We start from the raw sequence: 16,997 nt of genomic DNA, 5'->3' as shown, positions 1-16,997 counted from the left end.
GACGCTGGTCGAGGCGTCCGTCCGCGGCTACTTGAACAGCCGCTCGCACAGAAAATCGACGAGCACGCGCAGCTTTGGCGACAGCTGCCGGCTCGACGGCCACACGATCGAGAATTGCCCCGGCGCGATCCGGTAGTCGTCGAGCACGGTGACGAGCAGGCCTGTTTCGAGCGCGTCGCGTGCGAGGAAGTCGGGCATGTAGCCGATGCCGAGCCCTGCGAGCACGGTGCCGCGCAGGGCCTCCATGTTGTTGCAGGTTATCGCGGTGCGCAGCTTCAGCGGCGTGCCGTCGTCGGCCGCGAGCGCCCAGTCCTGCAGCTTGCCGGTGGTCGGGAAGCAGTAGCGCACGCATTCGTGCGCTTCGAGATCGCGCGGCGCGCGCGGCGTGCCGGCCTGCGCGAGATAGGCGGGCGTTGCGCACAGCACGAACGCGAACGGGCCGAGCCGCCGCGACATCAGGCTCGAATCGGACAGTGGGCCGCTGCGGATCACTGCGTCGAAGCCACCTTCGACGACATCCACCATCCGGTCGTTGAAATCGAGATCGAGCTCGACGTCCGGGTAGCGCTGCCGGAATTCGGGCAGCACCGGCAGCAGGAACCGGTAGCCGATCACCGGCAGGCTCACGCGCAGCTTGCCGCGCGGGCGCTGCGCCGATGCCGTCACGGTCGCCTCCGCATCGCGGAAATCCTCGAGGATCCGCTGGCAGCGTTCGTAGAAGTGCCGCCCCTCGTCGGTGAGCGTGACGCGCCGCGTCGTGCGGTTGAACAGGCGCACGCCGAGCGACTGCTCGAGTTTCGCGATCGTCTTGCCGACCGCCGACGCCGAGATGCCGAGCGCGCGGCCAGCCGCGACGAAGCTCAACGCCTCGGCGGTGCGGACGAAGGCGACGATGCCGGTGAGGTTTTCCATCGATTCGAAGAGCATGCGCCCACGGCGCGTAGCTGAGTAGATTGCGGAATTTTAGTCCGTTATATCTGGAGCTTTGCGTGGTTTTTCGCCGATTGAATCGGATTTATCTTCTGTCGCTCTGACGGCGCATCCGCGCCGGCTTTTCGAGGAGCGATGATGGATCAGCCTTTTTCAGCCGCTTCGGCTCAGTCGGCACGCCGGCGTGCGTGGGTGCTGGCCGCCGTCTGCCTGGCCGCCGTCGCGCTGCCGCTGTCGTTTTCGGGCGGCGCGGTCGCGACGCCCGCGATTGGCCGCGACCTGCACGGCGGCACGGTCGCGATGAACTGGATCACCAACGCGTTCATGCTCGCGTTCGGCAGCTTTCTGATGGCGGCGGGCGCGCTGGCCGACCAGTTCGGCCGCAAGCGCCTGTTCGCGATCGGCGTTGGCGGCTTCACGCTGATGTCGGTTGCGCTCGCGTTCGCGCCGTCGATGCTCGCGGTCGACCTGCTGCGCGCTGCGCAAGGGCTCGCGGCGGCCGCGGCGCTCGCGGGCGGCACGGCCGCGCTCGCGCAGGAGTTCGACGGCGCGGCGCGCACGCGCGCGTTCAGCCTGCTCGGCACGACCTTCGGGATCGGGCTCGCGTTCGGGCCCGTGCTGGCCGGCGCGCTGATCGGGCATTACGGCTGGCGCGCGATCTTCGTGACGAGCGCGGTGGCCGGCGTGCTGTCGCTCGGCGTCGGGCTGCCGCGCATGCACGAGTCGCGCGACCCGCACGCGACGGGGCTCGACTGGCCCGGTACGACCGCGTTCACCGCCGCGCTGACGCTGTTCACGTTCGGCGTGATCGAGGCGCCCGCGCGCGGCTGGTCGAGCACACTCGTGATCGCGCTGCTGGCTGGTGCCGCGCTCGGCGCCTGCGCGTTCGTGATGATCGAGACGCGGGTCGCGCGGCCGATGCTCGACCTGTCGCTGTTCCGGATCGCGCGCTTCGTCGGCGTGCAGGTGCTGCCGGTGTCGACCTGTTGCTGCTACATCGTGCTGCTCGTCGTGCTGCCGCTGCGCTTCATCGGCATTGACGGCTTCAGCGAGATCGACGCCGGCTGGCTGATGCTTGCGATTTCCGCGCCGATGCTGGTCGTGCCGCTCGTCGCGGCGACGCTCACGCGCTGGCTGTCGGCCGGCGTGATCTCGGGGCTCGGGCTCCTGATCGCGGCGGGCGGGCTCGTGTGGCTGGGCATCGCGCTGCGCGGCGGCGCGGGGCCCGCAGCGGTCGCGCCGATGCTGGCGATCGGCGTCGGGGCCGGCATGCCGTGGGGGCTGATGGACGGGCTGTCGGTGAGCGTCGTGCCGAAGGAGCGTGCGGGGATGGCGACCGGGATCTTCAGTACGACGCGCGTGGCCGGCGAGGGGATCGCGCTCGCGATCGTCGGGGCGGTACTGGCCGCGCTCGCGCGGACGGGGCTGACGCAGGCAGCAGGCGCTGCCGGCACGCCGGACGCGACGCTGCGTGCGGCCGCGCGGCTTGCAACCGGCGATCTCGCGGGTGCGGCGGCTGCGCTGCCGGGTGTCGGGCATGCGGCGCTGCTCGCGAGTTACACGCATGCGTTCGATCGGTTGTTGGTCGGGCTGGCGGTCGTCACCGTGCTGTGTGCGGGGGTGGTGTTTGCGTTTCTCGGTGGGCGGCGGGCGGCTACCGAAGCGGGTGACGACACCGACGGGCACGCGCATGCCGACCTGTCGGTGCGCCGCCGGATCGAAGCGGCTTGCGCGGAGACGCAGGGGCATTGAGTGTCCCGTCGTCGCGCACGGGTGCCTCGGCCACGGCGGCCGGGGCGCCTTCGTATTACGTCATCGCCGGATTCGCACGCCGACGATCCGCCACGCGGATCACGCCAGCACCAGCGGCGGCAGCGCTGCATCCGCCCGTACCTGCGCCTGTTCCACTTCAACCACCACATAGCGTCGCGCGTCCGGCCACAGATGCGAGCGGCTTCCCGCCGCCTCGTCGATCGTCGCACGGCCCTGCACGAGCCAGGTCGTCTGGCGCACGAAGTCGACGAACAGCAGCGCGATGGCCGGATTCACGAGCAGGTTGCCGATCGTGTTGAACAGGTTGTTGCCGGCGAAGTCGGGCAGGACGAGCGTGCGGCGGTCGGGCAGGTCGACGAGCGGTTCGAACGAACCATCCGCGCGTGGCTGGCGGCCGCGGTACGAGCAGTCGCTGTTGCCGGCCGCGTCGGCGGTCGCGACGATCAGGAACGCCTGCTCGCGGATGAACGCGATCGCGTCGTCGGTCAGGGGGCCGCAGTCGTTCATGGTGTCGGTCGGCGCACACGCCGTTGCGTGGGAATGCGCGATGCGCACGCAAGCGACATGCCACGCGTCGCGGCCGGCACCGGCACGCAGGCGCGCCTGCGCACTGTGGAAATTTCGAACATCGGCCCGGCCACTGCGCAGCCACGCTGTTCAGAATCGACACACCCGCCGTGCTGCATCGGTGAACACGGCACGGTGCGCACGCGGGCCGGCCGTGGTCGTGGCGCTTTCCTCCTGTTTGGCACGCATGTTGCGTAAACGGGGGTAGCGCAATCCAATCGGCGCTGTACTCACACAAGCACGATGAACAGGAGACATGTATGAACCCGTTTGACCTGAAGCAACTGGGCCTCGACGTCGAATACCCGTACCGTCAGCAATACGACAACTACATCGGCGGCAAGTGGGTTCCGCCGGTGAAGGGCGAGTATTTCGAGAACGTGTCGCCGATCAACGGCAAGCCGTTCTGCCGCGTGCCGCGCTCGGGCGCCGACGACATCGAGCTGGCGCTGGACGCCGCGCATGCCGCGCGCCGCAAGTGGGGCAAGACGTCGGTGGCCGAGCGCGCGAACCTGCTGCTTGCCGCTGCCGACCGGATGGAAAAGAACCTGAAGCTGCTGGCCGTGGCCGAGACGATCGACAACGGCAAGCCGCTGCGCGAGACGATGGCAGCCGACCTGCCGCTCGCGATCGACCACTTCCGCTACTTCGCGGGCTGCATCCGCGCGCAGGAAGGCGGTATCTCCGAAATCGACGACAACACCGTCGCGTACCACTTCCACGAGCCGCTCGGCGTCGTCGGCCAGATCATCCCGTGGAACTTCCCGCTGCTGATGGCCGCATGGAAGCTCGCACCGGCGCTCGCGGCCGGCTGCTGCGTGGTGATGAAGCCGGCCGAGCAAACGCCCGCGTCGGTGCTGGTGCTGATGGAGCTGATCGGCGACCTGTTTCCGGCCGGCACGCTCAACATCGTGAACGGCTTCGGCAAGGAAGCGGGCGAAGCGCTCGCGACCAGCAAGCGGATCGCGAAGATCGCGTTCACGGGCTCGACGCCGGTCGGCAAGCACATCCTTCGCGCGGCGGCCGACAACCTGATCCCGTCGACGGTCGAACTGGGCGGCAAGAGTCCGAACATCTTCTTTGCCGACGTGCTCGACCAGGACGACGCGTTCCTCGACAAGGCGCTCGAAGGGCTCGCGATGTTCGCGCTGAACCAGGGCGAAGTGTGCACGTGCCCGTCGCGGATCCTGATCCAGGAATCGATCTACGAGAAGTTCATCGAGAAGGCGGTTGCGCGCGTCGAGCGCATCAAGGCTGGCCACCCGCTCGACCTGCAGACGATGATCGGCGCGCAGGCGTCGCAGCAGCAGCTCGACAAGATCCTGTCGTACATCGACATTGGCCGCGACGAGGGCGCGCAATGCCTGACGGGCGGCGAGCGCACGGCGCCTGCGGCGGAACTTGGCACGGGCTACTACGTGAAACCGACGATGCTGCTCGGCAACAACAAGATGCGCGTGTTCCAGGAAGAGATCTTCGGGCCGGTCGCGTCGGTGATGACGTTCAAGGACGAGCAGGACGCGATCGAACTCGCGAACGACACGTTCTACGGGCTCGGCGCCGGCGTGTGGACGCGCAACGGCACGCGTGCGTACCGGATGGGCCGCGAGGTCGAGGCCGGCCGCGTGTGGACCAACTGCTACCACCTGTATCCCGCGCACGCGGCGTTCGGTGGCTACAAGCAGTCGGGGATCGGCCGCGAGACGCACAAGATGGCGCTGTCGAACTATCAGCAGACGAAGTGCCTGCTGGTGAGCTATCAGGCCGAGGCGCTCGGGTTCTTCTGATCCGCGCGTGGGCGTCCTGGCCGGTCGACGGTGGGATGCGTCGGCCGGTCGGGGCGCCGCCTCGAGCGGCGAAGTTTCGGATACCGGAGAGTCGTCGAACGCGTGTCGCGCCGGGTGACGGTGGTGCGCGGATGCGTGCCGCGCGGCCGACCGGTGATCCGGCGGTTCGCCGCTTCCGCCCATTCGCACTCGCAACCCGGCATCGGCTGCGCATCGCCACGACTTTCGCCGGAAACGATACCGATTACCGTCCGTTTGCAGCGGCAGCTTGAGCCGGCGCGACGGACGCAAAACCCATGTCAGAACCGCCCCGATCCTGTCCGCGCCATCCCGTGTTCCACGCGGGCGAACTCGACGCGCATCGCCGCTTCGGCGTTGCCGACGAAGCCGAGCGGATGAGCGATGTCGTGACGACGCGGCTGAGCATCGGCGTGCGGCAGTTCATCGAGACGCAGCCGTTCATGTTCGCCGGCACCGCGTGCGGCGGGCAGGCTGGCGTGACCTGCGACATCGTGCAGAGCCGGCGCGACGCGAACGGCGACCTGTTGCCGGTCGTGCGCGTGATCGACACGAAGACGCTGCGCTTCGCGCTGCCGGTGTACGACGCGGGCGCTGGCGGCCGGATCGATGCGGCGCAGTGTGACGGCAGCGGCGTCGGGCTGCTGTTCGTCGATTTCCTGCGCGGCATCCGCTACCGGATCAACGGGCGCGCGACGCTGCGCATGGATCTGTCCGAGGCGGACGCGGCGCCGTGGTCGGCCGACAGCGCGATCGTCGAGCTGGCGGTGACGCAGGCATACGGCAATTGCGGCACGCGGGTCGTGCGGTTGCGGCCCGCGAACGGTGGCTAGCCGGCCGCCGCGCATTGCCGGGCGGGCGACGCGTACCGGATGCGCCGGCGCGGCGCGTGCCGCACCGGCGGGGTGCGTGCGACAAGGCGCTCGGGCATGCCCGCATGGCGCGCCCGTGCCGCGCAGCGTCGAATCACGGGCTTTGCGCGGGTCGTGCACGGTTCGGCACGGGACTTGCGTGACAGGCGCGGTTCCAGGCAGGTGAAGGAGGACACGATGGACCAACACGTGGCGTGCAGCGAAGAACCGACGGCCGAAGACACGCGGCGCAACGCGCAGGGCGACGATGCGCTGGCCGGGCAGGCGGTCGTCAGCGTCGCGCATGACGCCGACGAGCAGGCGCGCAACCTGATCGGCTGGCGGCAGACCTACGACCAGCTCGCGGCCGGCCGCTTCGTCGGCACGCTGACCGAGCTGCCGCTCGACACGATGAAGCTGTTTCGCGAATCGACGAGCCACCTGCTGCGCCAGGCGTGCGAGGTGCGCGGCGATGCGTACTGGTTCGGCATCCCGCTCGTGTGCGACGGCACCGCGCGCGTCGATGCGTGCCGCATCGGGCCCGGCGCGCTCGCGTTCCGGCCCGGCAATGTCGAGTTCGAGCTGGTGACGCCCGCGCAGTTCTCGATCTACGGCGTGGTCGTGCGCGGCGACGTGCTGCGCCGCTATGCGGAGGAGGTCGAGCGCCACGCGCTCGACGAACGGCTGTTCACGCAGCGCGTGATGCAGGTCGGCGATGCGCGGCTCGCACGCCTGTGCGCGCTGCTCGGCCGCCGGCTCGACGGGGCGGCGGCAATGGCCGGCCCGCTCGCCGATGCACAGCGCGACGACCTGCAGGCCGAGGTGCTGGCCGCGCTGTTCGACGCGTGCGCGCAACCGGCCGCCGACGACGCCGGCCGTGCGCCGTCGATGCGCCGCTGGATCGTCGAACAGGCGCGCGACTACGTGCTCGCGCACCGCACGCGCCCGGTCGGCGTGCCCGAGCTGTGCGAGCAGTTGCTCGTGAGCCGGCGCACGTTGCAGTACTGCTTCCAGGACGTGCTCGGCATGGCGCCCGCGACCTACCTGCGCACGCTGCGGCTGAACGGCGCGCGGCGCGATCTGTGCGGCCGCTCGGCCGGTTCGGTGCAGGACGTGGCGGAGGCGTGGGGCTTCTGGCATCTCAGCCAGTTCGCGACCGATTACCGGCGGCTGTTCGGCAAGCGGCCGTCGGAGACGCTGCGCGATCGCGCGGTGATGGTGGCGGTGGGGTGAGTGCGGGGTGGTAGTCGACGCGGTTCTGGCTTCGACGCCGACTCAGGAACCAGCACCGACTCCGGCTCCGGCTCCGGCTCCGACTCGGACTCGGACTCGGACTCGGACTCGGACTCGGACTCGGACTCAGGCACCAGCACCGGCTCAGGCTCAGGCTGCACGTACATATAGCTACGCTTTCGGCCTCGCAATTGCCCGCCGCACCCTGTTTCCCTATTCGGCCGTAGCCGCCGCCTCGCGCGGTGCGGGCCACGCTAGCCCATCCCAGTCGATCGTCCGGTAAGCGGCCTCGACCGCCGCGAGATCGGCCGGCCGCTCGCTGCGATGCAGCCCGCGCAATTCGGCGGGCACGTCGAGCGCGACCGGCACGCAATGCGGATAGTCGCGCACGCGCAGCGCCGGCGCGATCGTCGTGAAGCACGCGAGCGTCGGCACGTCGAAACCGTCGGCGAGATGCAGCGCGGCCGTGTCGGACGCGAACAGCAGGCTGGCGCCCTTGACCCATGCCATGAAGCGGGCCGTATCGCCGGCCGCATCGGCGCTCACGTCGAGATACGCGGGATGCGCAACCGGCCCGAACCCGGCCACCGGCAATCCGTAGCGCTGCGCGAGCTGCTCGACGAACGTTGCCTGCAGCGCCGGCGGCACGCTGCGCAACGCGGTGCTCGCGGTCGGGCAGAACAGCGCGTACGGACGCCGCCATTGCGCAGGCAACGCAGGCAGCGTCAGCCGCGCGAGCCAGCGGTTGCGCTTGGCTGATGTCGGCACCGACGCGGGTTCCACGCCGAGCGCGTCGAGGAAGAAATCGATCATTGGCAGCCGCGCGAACGCGGGCCAGTACAGGTGATTGCCGACGTCGATGCACGGCGCGTCCGCAGGCAGCGCGTCGGCGGGGTACGGCAGCGTGCGCGACGGCGCGACGAGGTCGGCCGCGAGGGCATACAGCGCCTCGACATAGCGCGGTGCGCGGGCCGGCCGGTACAGCGTAAAGCGCAGGCCCGGGTGCGCGGCGCGCAGCGCGGCGAGGGCGGTGAGCCCGATCACCGAATCGCCGAGCGTGACGCCCATCCCGTTGATCACGTGCACGTGCCGTGCGCGGTCATAGTCGAGCCGGAACGGCTGGTGCGCGGCGTGCAGCAGGCCGCACGCGGGCGCGGCCGGCACGTGGCCGGCGGCACGCACACCGCCGTGCTCGAGGTCGTAAGGCGCGACGAGCGTGCCGTCCGGTGCGAGCAGCGTGCCGGGGAGCGTGAGCGCGTCGTCGTGCGACAGCGCGACGGCGGGCGGCGCGGTGCGCGTGTCCACCGTCATCCGCCGCGCGCGCGGCGCCCCTGTTCGCGGATCTGCTCGAGTGTCGCGGCCGGTGTGCTGGCGTCCTGCGGGATGCGGATCTCGATCAGCGCGGGTAGCCCGCAGGTCAGCGCGCGTTCGAGCGCGGGCGCGAACTCGGCGGTGCGCTCGACGGTTTCGCCATGTGCGCCGAACGCGCGCGCATACGCGGCGAAATCGGGATTCGTGAGCCCCGTTCCGTGCACGCGCCCCGGGTAGTTGCGTTCCTGATGCATGCGGATCGTACCGAAATGACCGTTGTTGACGACGATCACGACGATGTTCAGCCCGTACTGCATTGCGGTCGCGAGTTCGTTGCCGGCCATCATGAAGCAGCCGTCGCCCGCGAGCGCGACGACGGCGCGCGACGGGTACAGCGACTTCGCGGCGAGCGCGGCCGGCACGCCGTAGCCCATCGCGCCACTGGTCGGCGCGAGCTGCGAGCGGAAGTGCCGGTACGCGAAGTGGCGATGCAGCCAGATCGCATAGTTGCCGGCGCCGTTGGTGAGGATCGCGTCGTGCGGCAGGCGCTCGCGCAACTGCACCATCACGTCGCCGAGCTGGACGTCGCCGGGCATCGGCAGCGGCGCATGCCATTCGCGATACGCGCGGTGCGCGTCGGCGGCCGTGCCGGCCCAGGCGGGGTGCTCGGGCGGCTCGAGTGCGGCGAGCGGTGCGGCGATCTCGGGCATCCCGGACACGATCGGCAGGTCGGCCGCATACACGTGGCCGAGCTCGTCCGCGCCCTGGTGCACGTGGATCAGCGTCTGGCGGGTCTTCGGGATGTCGAGCAGCGTGTAGCCGGCGGTCGTCGCTTCGCCGAGGCGCGGCCCGATCACGAGCAGCAGGTCGGCGTCGCGGATGCGCTGCGCGAGCGCGGGGTTGATCCCGAGCCCGACGTCGCCCGCGTAGTTCGGGTGCGCGTTGTCGATCGTGTCCTGATAGCGGAACGCACAGGCGACCGGCAACTGCCAGCGCTCGACGAAGGTGCGCAGATTCGCGCACGCGTCGGGCGTCCAGCCGCTGCCGCCGACGATCGCGAACGGCCGTTCGGCGCGCGCGAGCCGTTCGCGCAGCTCGTCGAGCTGCGCGGCCGACGGCGCGGCCGCGACGCGTTTCGCGGCCGGCACGACGGGTTGCGGCGCGCACGCTTCGGACAGCACGTCTTCCGGCAGCGCGAGCACGACCGGGCCGGGGCGGCCGGACGTCGCGACGTGGAACGCATGGCTCAGGTATTCGGGAATGCGGCGCGGATCGTCGATCTGCGCGACCCATTTCGCCATCTGGCCGAACATCCGCCGGTAGTCGATTTCCTGGAAGGCTTCGCGGTCGAGGTGCTCGCGCGCGCACTGGCCGACAAACAGGATCATCGGCGTCGAATCCTGGAACGCGGTGTGCACGCCGATCGACGCATGGGTCGCGCCGGGCCCGCGCGTGACGAACGCGATGCCGGGGCGGCCGGTCAGCTTGCCGACGGCCTCGGCCATGTTCGCGGCGGCCGCCTCGTGGCGGCAGACGACCGTCTGGATGCGCGCGGTGTCGTCCGCCAGCGCATCGAGTACGGCGAGGAAGCTCTCGCCCGGCACGCAGAACACGCGTTCGACGTGATTGGCGAGCAACGCATCGACGAGCAGTCGCGCGCCGGTGGTGGCGGGCTGCTCGAGATCCTTGGAATGCGACATGGGTTGCCGTCTCCCTGGGTAGCGGGACGTACAGCTTACGCCCGTTGGCGGGGCACCGGCGCACCGGCCGCTGAATAGTGTCGGAACGCGGGGGGATTCGGGCGCGCGCCGGGACTTCGGCTGGCCGAACGGCCGGCTTGTACGTGCGAGCCCGACGGTGAAAAGTGAGCGCTATGGGTGTCGAGCCGAATCACCGGCCCGCTCACCCGCGTGTAGACAGGGTGGAGTTCGGAACGGAAAGATCGGCATGACGGCGTTCACGTTCGAATCGATACGCGGGCGGTGCGCCATGTACACACATGGATTTACATCGCCGGCTGCGCGATATAATGTACATCCAACGTACATCCGGATGCGGGAGATCGACATGCATACCACTAGGGTATTTCGGAACGGCAACTCGCAGGCCGTGCGGATTCCCGCGGACCTTGCTTATGAACGCAGCGATATGGAACTCGAAATCGAGCGGGTGGGCGACGAAATCCGTATTCGGCCTACTCGGCGACCTTTGACTCGCGTACTCGAGAAGTTCGCAAAATTCGGGCCGGATTTCATGGCCGAAGGGCGGGGCGATCAGGAACAGGCTGATCGCGAGGGCTTGTGATGCCGCGTTACATGCTCGACACCAACATGTGCGTCTATCTGATGAAAAATCAGCCGGAGCAGGTCGCGAGGCGTTTTGCGCAGTGCTACACCGGAGATGTCGTGATGTCGGCGATTACCTATGCCGAACTCGAGTACGGTGTCGCGGTGTGCATGAATCCTGTCCGCGAGCGTCGCAATCTTGCTGCGCTGATCGAGGATATCCCCGCTGCCCCGTTCGACGTGGCGGCCGCGCAAGCGTACGGCCCGGTCCGGGAAGCGACGCGTGAGCGGAAGAAGGATCATCTCGACAAACTGATCGCCGCTCATGCGGTATCGCTCGATGTCGTCCTGGTGACCAACAACGAGCGGGATTTTGCGAGTTACCCGGGATTGCGGGTCGAGAACTGGCTGAACGATTGATGCGTGCCCGCAGGCGCCCGGCGGTCATGCGAGACGTCGAAGCGTCCCGCATGACCGCCCGATCCGGCATCAGCACTCGACGATATTGACCGCGAGCCCGCCGCGCGACGTTTCCTTGTACTTCGTCTTCATGTCGGCACCCGTCTCGCGCATCGTCTTGATCACGGAGTCGAGCGACACATAGTGCGAGCCGTCGCCGCGCAGCGCCATGCGCGCCGCGTTGACCGCCTTCACCGATGCCATCGCGTTGCGCTCGATGCACGGGATCTGCACCATCCCGCCGACCGGGTCGCAGGTGAGGCCGAGGTTGTGTTCCATCCCGATTTCGGCCGCGTTCTCGACCTGCTGCGGCGTGCCGCCGAGCACGGCCGCGAGCGCGCCGGCGGCCATCGAGCATGCGACGCCCACTTCGCCCTGGCAGCCGACTTCCGCACCCGAGATCGACGCGTTCAGCTTGTAAAGAATGCCGATCGCGGCGGCCGTCAGCAGGAAGTCAATCACGCCCTGTTCGTTCGCACCGGGTGTGAAGCGCGTGTAGTAGTGCAGCACGGCCGGGATGATGCCGGCCGCACCGTTGGTCGGCGCGGTAACGACCCGGCCGCCGGCCGCGTTTTCCTCGTTGACCGCGATCGCGTACAGGTTGATCCAGTCGATCATCGACAGCGGATCCTGCAGCGCGCGCTCCGGGCTGCCCGTCAGCGTGCGGTACAGCTGCGGCGCGCGGCGCTTGACCTGGAACGGGCCGGGCAGGTTGCCGTCGGCCTCCGGGTTGCCGATCCCGCAGCCGCGCGACACGCACGACTGCATCACGGCCCAGATCTTCAGCAGGCCGTCGCGCGTCTCTTCCTCGGTGTGCCACGCGCGCTCGTTTTCCCACATCAGCTGCGCGATCGACTTGCCGGTCGATTCGGTCAGCGCGAGCAGCTCGTTGCCGGTGCGGAACGGGTGCGTCATCTGCTCGGCCGCGCTCAGCACCTTCGTGTTCGGTGCGCCGGCGGTCACGACGAAGCCGCCGCCGACCGACAGGTAGGTACGCTCGACCAGCACGTTGCCGTCCGCGTCGGACGCGCGCAGCTTCATGCCGTTCGGATGCTCGGGCAGCGCCTGGCGGTAGAACGCGATGTTCTCCTTCAGCACGAACGGCACCGGATGCGTGCCGAGCAGCGCGAGCTGCTTCGATTTGCGGACGTCTTCCAGCCGCGCGTCGATCGTGTCGGGATCGACGGTGTCGGGCGCGTCGCCGAGCAGGCCGAGCATCACGCCGCGGTCGGTGCCGTGGCCCTTGCCGGTTGCACCGAGCGAGCCGTACAGCTCGACCTTCACGTGCGCAGTGGCGTCGAGTTGCCCGTCGCGCTCGAGGCCCTGGACGAACATCAGCGCCGCGCGCATCGGTCCGACCGTATGCGAACTGGACGGACCGATACCGATCTTGAAGAGGTCAAAGACGCTGACTGCCATGTTGATTCCTGCCTTGCTTTAAGAATAATGCTAGCGCGCCTGCAATGGCAGGCACGCGGCGAGCCATGCGGGCGGCGTTGGGGAAAGCTGTTGCGCGACGCGGGCATAGCGCCCGTCGAGCCGCGCGGCCAGATGAAAGAGTTCGGTGGCGTTTTTCGGGTCCCACTGCCCCGTGTAGCCCGGCAGGCCGGCCTCGCGGCGCTTCGCGTCGAACGGCACCGGCGAATTCACGAATTCCTCGTGCGTCTTCTCGCCGAGCGCGTACGGCACGAGCCAGTCGAGCGCGACCGCGAGCGTCGCGCCGTTCGCGCCCCGTTCGCGCAGCCAGTTGCGGTTGAAGCGGCGCGCGGCGAGCGCGGCCGTCACCAGCGGCTGCAGGTCGTAGACCGCGTAGTGCAGCGCATCGCGTTCCTCGAAATCCCAGGTCTTGCCGTCCGGGCCGATGTTGTCGGCGAGATGCTCGACGAACAGCCGCTGCGCGGCGTTCATCATCTTGCGATCACCGAGCGTGAACGCGGACAGCGCGATCAGCTTGATCCGGTGGCTCTGCCAGTTGTTGCGCCAGGTGCCGGTGAGCGGGCGCTTCTGCGCGTCGATCTGCGCGACATAGCCGGCGCCGAGCTTCGCGATGAACGCGGCCGTCGCGTTGCGGGTCTTCACCGGCAGCGCGCTCGCGGTCATGTCGTACGCGACGATCAGGCTGTCGAAACGCGTTTCGTCAATCGGGTTGAAGCTCGGCTGGTAGGTCGCGACCCACGCGGACAGGAACCGGTCGACGAGCTGCAGGTAGCGCGGCGCGTTCGTCACGCGCCACGCGAGCGCCGCGTCGCGCATCAGGTCGAGATCCTTCAGCGCGGCGGCGCTTTGGTCGTAGATGCCTTCGTGCGGCAGCGTGCCCTCGGTGTGCACCCGCGCCATCGCCTTCGGCTGTTCGCCGATGCGTGCGTCGACGCTGCGGATCAGCGCCTGGACACCCGGCTCGGCCTGGGTCGTCTCGCTCGCCTGCAGTGCCGGCGCCGCGCAGAAATTCATCGCCGCGCGCGCGCTGCCGGCCGCGCCGAGGCCAGCAGCGGCGAATGACAGCGACGCGACGAGCATCGGCACGAAGCGGCGCGCACGCGGCCGCCTTTGCATTGCACCATGGCCCGGAAACATCGGACGCACCATGCGGAACTCCTTCATTGGCTGGATCGCGTGTGATGTTAGCCGGATTGGCGGGCGAACGTGAACCGGTTCGAGCGGCGAACAAAAAAACCGCACGCAACTCCGGGTTGCGTGCGGTGCGGTCACCATCGGGCGGCTCCTGGCCTGGCGCGCGTTATGCGTATTCCGACATCGGCACGCACGAGCAGAACAGGTTGCGGTCGCCGTAGACGTTGTCCGCGCGGCCGACCGGCGGCCAGTACTTGTTCGTGCCGAGCGACGCGACCGGGTACGCAGCCTGCTCGCGCGAGTACGCGTGCGGCCATTCGTTCGCGGTGACGACGGCCGCCGTGTGCGGGGCGTGACGCAGCGGGTTGTCCTCGCGGTCGGCGCGGCCTTCCTCGACGGCACGGATTTCGTCGCGGATCGCGATCATCGCGGCGATGAAGCGGTCGAGTTCTTCCTGCGATTCCGATTCGGTCGGCTCGACCATCAGCGTGCCCGGTACCGGGAAGCTCATCGTCGGCGCATGGAAGCCGTAGTCCATCAGGCGCTTCGCGACGTCGTCGACGGTGATGCCGCTCGATTCCTTGATCGGACGCAGGTCGAGAATGCACTCGTGCGCAACCAGCCCGCCCGGGCCCGAATACAGCACCGGGTAGTGCGGCGCGAGGCGCTTCGCGATGTAGTTCGCGTTGAGGATCGCGGTTTCCGTCGCGGCGGTCAGGTTCTTCGCACCCATCATCGCGATGTACATCCACGAGATCGGCAGAATCGACGCCGAGCCGTACGGCGCGGCCGATACCGCGCCGATGCCGTCTTCTTCGCGCGTGTAGCCGGTCGAACGCTGGTTCGGCAGGAACTTCGCGAGGTGCGCGCCGACTGCAACCGGGCCGACGCCCGGGCCGCCACCGCCGTGCGGGATGCAGAAAGTCTTGTGCAGGTTCAGGTGCGACACGTCGCCGCCGAACTGGCCCGGCGCGGTCAGGCCGACCATCGCGTTCATGTTCGCGCCGTCGACGTACACCTGGCCGCCGTGCGCATGGACGATCTCGCAAATCTCGCGGACGTTCTGCTCGAACACGCCGTGCGTCGACGGATACGTGATCATGATCGCTGCGAGGTCCTTCGCGTGCTCGTCAGCCTTCGCCTTCAGGTCGGCGATGTCGACGTTGCCCTGCGCGTCGCATGCGACGACCACGACCTTCATGCCGGCCATGTGCGCGGATGCCGGGTTCGTGCCGTGGGCGGACGCCGGGATCAGGCACACGTCGCGGTGGGCTTCGCCGCGCGATGCGTGATAAGCGTGGATGATCAGCAGGCCCGCGTACTCGCCCTGCGAGCCCGCGTTCGGCTGCAGCGACACGGCCGCGTAGCCGGTGGCCGCGACGAGCATCTGCTCGAGCTGGTCGATCATCTCGCGGTAGCCGACGGTCTGGTCGGCCGGTGCGAACGGGTGGATGCCGCCGAATTCGGGCCACGTGACGGGCAGCATTTCCGACGTCGCGTTCAGCTTCATCGTGCACGAGCCGAGCGGGATCATCGAGCGGTCGAGCGCGAGATCCTTGTCCGACAGGCTGCGCAGGTAGCGCAGCATTTCGGTTTCGGAGTGGTGGCGGTTGAACACGTGGTGCGTCAGGTACGCGCTCGTGCGCTCGAGGCCGGCCGGCAGCGCGGCGACGCCGGCGAGGCCCGCGTCCAGCGCGTCGACGGCCGGTGCGGTGCCGCCCGCGGCTTGCGCGAACACGGCGAGCAGATCGGCGAGGTCGTCGCGCGTCGTCGTTTCGTCGACCGACACGCCGACTTGCGTGTCGCTCACGCGGCGCAGGTTGATGCGCTTCGCCTTCGCGAATTCGTGAACCTGCGCGGTGCGCGCGCCGGTGTCGATCGTCAGCGTGTCGAAGAACGTGTCGTTGACGGTCGCGAAGCCGAGCTGCTTCACGCCGGCGGCGAGCAGCGCCGCGATGCGGTTCACGCGCAGCGCGATCGTCTTCAGGCCGTGCGGGCCGTGGTAGACCGCGTACATGCTGGCCATGATCGCGAGCAGCGCCTGCGCGGTACACACGTTCGACGTCGCCTTCTCGCGGCGGATGTGCTGTTCGCGCGTCTGCAGCGCGAGGCGCAGCGCGGGCTTGCCCTGCGCGTCGACCGTCACGCCGACGAGGCGGCCCGGCATCTGGCGCTTGAATTCGTCACGCACCGCGAGATACGCGGCGTGCGGGCCGCCGAAGCCCATCGGCACGCCGAAGCGCTGCGTGTTGCCGATCGCGACGTCCGCGCCCCAGTCGCCGGGCGGCGTGAGCACGGTCAGCGCGAGCAGGTCGGCCGCGACGACCACGTGGCCGCCGGCCGCGTGGATCGCTTCGGTGAGCGCGCGGTAGTCGCGCACGTCGCCGTTCACGCCCGGGTACTGGAGCAGCACGCCGAATGCATTCGCTTGGGCAGCGTCGGCGGCCGGACCGGTCTTGACCTCGATGCCGACCGGCAGCGCGCGCGTGCGGATCACTTCGAGCGTTTGCGGCAGCACGTCGTCGGCGACGTAGAACACGTTCGACGTCGGCTTGCCGGTGCGCTGCAGCAGCGTCATCGCTTCGGCGGCGGCGGTGGCTTCATCGAGCAGCGACGCGTTCGAGATCGCGAGGCCGGTGAGGTCGGCGACCATCTGCTGGAAGTTCAGGAGCGCCTCGAGGCGACCCTGGGAAATTTCAGGCTGGTACGGCGTGTAAGCCGTGTACCACGCCGGGTTTTCGAGCACGTTGCGCAGGATGACGGCCGGCGTGTGCGTGTCGTGGTAACCCTGACCGATATACGAGCGGAACACCTGGTTCTTGTCTGCGAGCGCACGCAGTGCGGCGAGGGCTTCGGCCTCGCTCTTCGGCTGCGCGAACGGGCCGAGCGGCAGCGTTTCGGCGCGGCGGATCGAGGCCGGGATCACGGCGTCGATCAGGGCGGCGCGCGACGCGAAGCCGAGCGTGTCGAGCATGGCCTGCTGGCTGGCGGCGTCGGGGCCGATATGGCGTTCGGCGAACGCATCGTGCGTTTCGAGCGCGGCGAGCGAGAGGGGCGTGCGGTTCATCAGGCGGTCCGGGTGTTCGAGCTTCATGGCGTTCCTTGGTCGGCCCAGGCTAGCGCGTCAGCGCCGACTCGGGCCCCATGCTTTGCGGTCGACCCGAGCGGCGCCTTGACGCCGGCCCGGGTTCCGCGCGGGGCAGGGCGGCTGA

The 16,997-nt window shown here is 69.1% G+C and carries 13 protein-coding genes; 6 read left to right on the top strand and 7 right to left on the bottom strand.

All coding sequences use genetic code 11. From position 1 onward, the window contains the following. Positions 1-27: 27 nt before the first annotated feature. Positions 28-912: a LysR family transcriptional regulator gene (locus QZM67_RS23815; RefSeq protein WP_175023487.1), complete on the bottom strand. Its 885-nt coding sequence runs from the start codon at positions 910-912 to the stop codon at positions 28-30. 156 nt (positions 913-1,068) lie between these two features. Here QZM67_RS23815 and QZM67_RS23810 point away from each other — a divergent pair, with 156 nt between their 5' ends. Further along, positions 1,069-2,682, top strand: a complete 1,614-nt coding sequence (locus QZM67_RS23810) for an MFS transporter (RefSeq protein ID WP_301807040.1) — start codon at positions 1,069-1,071, stop codon at positions 2,680-2,682. Positions 2,683-2,781: 99 nt separating this feature from the next. Here the strand turns inward: QZM67_RS23810 and QZM67_RS23805 are convergent, their stop codons facing one another. Continuing rightward, entirely contained in the window at positions 2,782-3,210 is a 429-nt protein-coding gene (locus QZM67_RS23805; RefSeq protein ID WP_301807038.1) for a pyridoxamine 5'-phosphate oxidase family protein, read from the bottom strand. Positions 3,211-3,530: 320 nt separating this feature from the next. On the opposite strand from QZM67_RS23805, the gene QZM67_RS23800 reads away from it, so the two are divergent. The 3 genes from QZM67_RS23800 to QZM67_RS23790 all read left to right on the top strand — a co-directional run bounded on the left by QZM67_RS23800 (position 3,531) and on the right by QZM67_RS23790 (position 7,159). After that, entirely contained in the window at positions 3,531-5,057 is a 1,527-nt protein-coding gene (locus QZM67_RS23800; RefSeq protein ID WP_089449674.1) for an aldehyde dehydrogenase family protein, read from the top strand. A 296-nt stretch (positions 5,058-5,353) separates the two neighbouring features. After that, positions 5,354-5,908, top strand: coding sequence for a hypothetical protein (locus QZM67_RS23795; protein ID WP_301807036.1), 555 nt, complete (start codon positions 5,354-5,356; stop codon positions 5,906-5,908). A gap of 216 nt (positions 5,909-6,124) precedes the next feature. Continuing rightward, entirely contained in the window at positions 6,125-7,159 is a 1,035-nt protein-coding gene (locus QZM67_RS23790; RefSeq protein ID WP_175023443.1) for a helix-turn-helix domain-containing protein, read from the top strand. A 213-nt stretch (positions 7,160-7,372) separates the two neighbouring features. Here the strand turns inward: QZM67_RS23790 and QZM67_RS23785 are convergent, their stop codons facing one another. After that, on the bottom strand, positions 7,373-8,470 hold the full coding sequence (locus QZM67_RS23785) for a glycosyltransferase family 9 protein (RefSeq protein ID WP_301807033.1): 1,098 nt from the start codon (positions 8,468-8,470) through the stop codon (positions 7,373-7,375). Further along, positions 8,467-10,170 carry a thiamine pyrophosphate-binding protein gene (locus QZM67_RS23780; protein WP_301807032.1) on the bottom strand — a complete coding sequence of 568 codons (1,704 nt, stop codon included), beginning with the start codon at positions 10,168-10,170 and terminating at the stop codon, positions 8,467-8,469. Before QZM67_RS23780 ends, QZM67_RS23785 begins: the two co-directional genes overlap by 4 nt. A 367-nt stretch (positions 10,171-10,537) precedes the next feature. Here QZM67_RS23780 and QZM67_RS23775 point away from each other — a divergent pair, with 367 nt between their 5' ends. Both QZM67_RS23775 and QZM67_RS23770 read left to right on the top strand, forming a co-directional pair. Beyond that, positions 10,538-10,774, top strand: a complete 237-nt coding sequence (locus QZM67_RS23775) for an antitoxin (RefSeq protein WP_175023440.1) — start codon at positions 10,538-10,540, stop codon at positions 10,772-10,774. Then, entirely contained in the window at positions 10,774-11,175 is a 402-nt protein-coding gene (locus QZM67_RS23770) for a type II toxin-antitoxin system VapC family toxin (protein WP_301807029.1), read from the top strand. Before QZM67_RS23775 ends, QZM67_RS23770 begins: the two co-directional genes overlap by 1 nt. A 69-nt stretch (positions 11,176-11,244) precedes the next feature. On the opposite strand, the gene QZM67_RS23765 is transcribed toward QZM67_RS23770, so the two are convergent. The 3 genes from QZM67_RS23765 to gcvP form a co-directional block, all read right to left on the bottom strand. Beyond that, positions 11,245-12,633 (bottom strand): L-serine ammonia-lyase, encoded by a 1,389-nt coding sequence (locus tag QZM67_RS23765; RefSeq protein WP_089449682.1) that lies wholly within the window; start codon positions 12,631-12,633, stop codon positions 11,245-11,247. A gap of 30 nt (positions 12,634-12,663) precedes the next feature. Continuing rightward, positions 12,664-13,800 (bottom strand): alginate lyase family protein, encoded by a 1,137-nt coding sequence (locus tag QZM67_RS23760; RefSeq protein ID WP_089449683.1) that lies wholly within the window; start codon positions 13,798-13,800, stop codon positions 12,664-12,666. A gap of 151 nt (positions 13,801-13,951) precedes the next feature. Further along, complete coding sequence (gcvP, locus tag QZM67_RS23755) at positions 13,952-16,879, bottom strand: aminomethyl-transferring glycine dehydrogenase (RefSeq protein ID WP_089449684.1); 2,928 nt, start codon at positions 16,877-16,879, stop codon at positions 13,952-13,954. Positions 16,880-16,997 lie beyond the last annotated feature (118 nt).

This window comes from Burkholderia sp. AU45251 (genome assembly GCF_030482905.1).
Classification (GTDB): domain Bacteria; phylum Pseudomonadota; class Gammaproteobacteria; order Burkholderiales; family Burkholderiaceae; genus Burkholderia; species Burkholderia aenigmatica.
Note: the sequence above shows the minus strand (reverse complement) of the source record. Positions and strands in the feature narration are given on the sequence as shown.

What these genes read in the sequence shown, in the direction of transcription:
- QZM67_RS23785 (WP_301807033.1), bottom strand. Translation starts at nt 8,470, where the DNA reads ATGACGGTGGACACGCGCACCGCGCCGCCCGCCGTCGCGCTGTCGCAC.
- QZM67_RS23790 (WP_175023443.1), top strand. Translation starts at nt 6,125, where the DNA reads ATGGACCAACACGTGGCGTGCAGCGAAGAACCGACGGCCGAAGACACG.
- QZM67_RS23805 (WP_301807038.1), bottom strand. Translation starts at nt 3,210, where the DNA reads ATGAACGACTGCGGCCCCCTGACCGACGACGCGATCGCGTTCATCCGC.
- QZM67_RS23775 (WP_175023440.1), top strand. Translation starts at nt 10,538, where the DNA reads ATGCATACCACTAGGGTATTTCGGAACGGCAACTCGCAGGCCGTGCGG.
- QZM67_RS23780 (WP_301807032.1), bottom strand. Translation starts at nt 10,170, where the DNA reads ATGTCGCATTCCAAGGATCTCGAGCAGCCCGCCACCACCGGCGCGCGA.
- QZM67_RS23770 (WP_301807029.1), top strand. Translation starts at nt 10,774, where the DNA reads ATGCCGCGTTACATGCTCGACACCAACATGTGCGTCTATCTGATGAAA.
- QZM67_RS23800 (WP_089449674.1), top strand. Translation starts at nt 3,531, where the DNA reads ATGAACCCGTTTGACCTGAAGCAACTGGGCCTCGACGTCGAATACCCG.
- QZM67_RS23810 (WP_301807040.1), top strand. Translation starts at nt 1,069, where the DNA reads ATGGATCAGCCTTTTTCAGCCGCTTCGGCTCAGTCGGCACGCCGGCGT.
- gcvP (WP_089449684.1), bottom strand. Translation starts at nt 16,879, where the DNA reads ATGAAGCTCGAACACCCGGACCGCCTGATGAACCGCACGCCCCTCTCG.
- QZM67_RS23765 (WP_089449682.1), bottom strand. Translation starts at nt 12,633, where the DNA reads ATGGCAGTCAGCGTCTTTGACCTCTTCAAGATCGGTATCGGTCCGTCC.
- QZM67_RS23760 (WP_089449683.1), bottom strand. Translation starts at nt 13,800, where the DNA reads ATGGTGCGTCCGATGTTTCCGGGCCATGGTGCAATGCAAAGGCGGCCG.
- QZM67_RS23815 (WP_175023487.1), bottom strand. Translation starts at nt 912, where the DNA reads ATGGAAAACCTCACCGGCATCGTCGCCTTCGTCCGCACCGCCGAGGCG.
- QZM67_RS23795 (WP_301807036.1), top strand. Translation starts at nt 5,354, where the DNA reads ATGTCAGAACCGCCCCGATCCTGTCCGCGCCATCCCGTGTTCCACGCG.